This window comes from Promicromonospora kroppenstedtii DSM 19349 (assembly GCF_000515355.1).
Taxonomy (GTDB): domain Bacteria; phylum Actinomycetota; class Actinomycetes; order Actinomycetales; family Cellulomonadaceae; genus Promicromonospora; species Promicromonospora kroppenstedtii.
Map to the genome: position 1 here is coordinate 1 of NZ_KI911731.1, position 2,049 is coordinate 2,049.

The 2,049-nt window shown below is 73.0% G+C and carries 3 protein-coding genes; all 3 read left to right on the top strand.

The window, feature by feature from the left end:
- On the top strand, positions 1 to 821 hold an 821-nt coding region (gene argH / locus PROKR_RS21780; RefSeq protein WP_036967398.1), incomplete at its 5' end, for an argininosuccinate lyase.
- 106 nt (positions 822 to 927) lie between these two features.
- Positions 928 to 1,506, top strand: a complete 579-nt coding sequence (locus PROKR_RS21785) for a uridine kinase family protein (protein WP_036967400.1) — start codon at positions 928 to 930, stop codon at positions 1,504 to 1,506.
- Between the two features lie 183 nt (positions 1,507 to 1,689).
- On the top strand, positions 1,690 to 2,049 hold a 360-nt coding region (locus PROKR_RS21790; protein WP_036967409.1), incomplete at its 3' end, for a DNA-3-methyladenine glycosylase.

Sequence of the window (2,049 nt, forward strand, 5' to 3'; positions counted from 1 at the left end):
GCTCGGGCGCGCTCGCGGGCTCGTCGCTCGGCCTGGACCCGGCGGCCGTGGCCGCCGACCTGGGCCTGGAGGGCGGGCCGGTCGAGAACTCGATCGACGGCACCGCGTCGCGCGATGTGACGGCGGAGTTCGCCTTCGTCGCGGCGATGATCGGGGTGGACCTGTCGCGGATCTCCGAGGAGATCATCCTCTGGAACACCAAGGAGTTCGGTTTCGTCCGCCTGGACGACGCGTACTCCACGGGCTCCTCGATCATGCCGCAGAAGAAGAACCCGGACATCGCCGAGCTCGCGCGCGGCAAGGCCGGGCGCGTGATCGGTGACCTCACCGGCCTGCTCACCACGCTCAAGGGCCTCCCGCTCGCGTACAACCGCGACCTGCAGGAGGACAAGGAGCCGGTCTTCGACCAGGTGGCGACCCTCACCACGGTGCTGCCCGCGTTCACGGGCATGGTGCGCACCATGGTCTTCGACACCGACCGCATGGCCGAGCTCGCGCCGCAGGGCTTCTCGCTCGCGACCGACATCGCCGAGTGGCTCGTCAAGCAGGGCGTCCCGTTCCGCGTGGCGCACGAGGTGGCCGGCTCCTGCGTGCAGGAGTGCGAGGCCCGCGGCATCGAGCTGTGGGACCTGTCCGACGAGGACCTCGCCAAGATCTCCGAGCACCTCACTCCCGAGGTGCGCTCGGTGCTCTCCGTCGAGGGCTCGCTCGCCTCGCGCGACGGCGTCGGCGGCACCGCCCCGGTGCGGGTCGCGGAGCAGATCGAGGCGGCCAAGGAGCGCGCCACCGAGTTCCGCTTCTGGGCCCAGCCGGAGGCCTGACGCTGCACCCCGGACGTGTCAGACACCCAGGTCTCTCGGGTGACCTGGGTGTCTGCCACGTCGGTCAGCGGGCACAATCGCCGGGTAGGCCTACGAGGGGAGCGGAATGACCGTCACGCCAGGGGTGCTGGGTGATGTGCTGGAGCGGATCCGGGTCGCCGACGCGCGGCTGGTCTGCGTCGACGGCCCCGCCGGGTCGGGCAAGACGACGCTCGCCGCCCAGCTCGGGGACGCGCTGGAGGCGGCGGTGATCCACATGGACGACCTCTACGAGGGCTGGGCAGCCGGCCCGGACGGCGGCGCCGCCAACCTCCGCCGCTGGGTCCTGGACCCCCTGGCCGCGGGGGAGCGGGTGCGCTACCGGCGCTACGACTGGGTCGCGGGTGAGTGGGCCGAGTGGCACGACGTGCCGCCGTCGCCCCACCTGGTGGTCGAGGGCTGCGGCGCGGGCGCGCGCCAGGTCGACGCGCTGGGCGCGTTCCGCATCTGGGTGGAGGCGGACGACGCCGAGCGGCTGCGCCGCGGCCTGGAGCGCGACGGCGAGGAGGCGCGCGAGCACTGGCTGTGCTGGATGGCCGACGAGGCCGGGCACTACGCGCGGGAGCAGACCCGCGAGCGCGCTGACCTGCGGCTCGACGGGTTCGGTGCGCTGACCTCGGCGCCCAGCGACGACCGGCCGACGTGACGCTCCTCGTGCGCTGACGAGCGTCGTACCGCGTGGTGGATCGGCCGGCAGGAATGTGTTTCTCGCCGGGGTCGGTTGCTCTCCGTAGACAATGTCTACTGTCGGTGACACGCCCGGGCGGATGGGTTCTCCCCGCGCCGTCCGCCCGGTGAGAATCGAGGAGTCAACCTGAGCGACGCACCCATGACCGTCCCGGTCCGCGAGTTCTACGCCCGCCCCGTGGTCGATGTCGCCCGCGACCTGCTCGGCGCCACGCTGTCCCGCCGCACGCCCGACGGCACCGTGACCCTCCGGATCACCGAGGTCGAGGCCTACGACGGCACCAACGATCCCGGCTCCCACGCCTTCCGCGGCCCGAGCCGGCGCAACGAGACCATGTTCGGCGAGCCCGGGCACCTGTACGTGTACCGGCACCTGGGCCTGCACCACTGCGCCAACGTGGTGTGCGGGCCCGACGGGACGGCGTCGGCCGTGCTGCTGCGCGCCGGCGAGGTGACGGGACCCGGGCCCGAGGGCGTGGCGCTCGCCCGGACCCGGCGCCTC

Coding starts and splice junctions, on each gene's coding strand:
- PROKR_RS21785 (WP_036967400.1), top strand. CDS start 928: ATGACCGTCACGCCAGGGGTGCTGGGTGATGTGCTGGAGCGGATCCGG.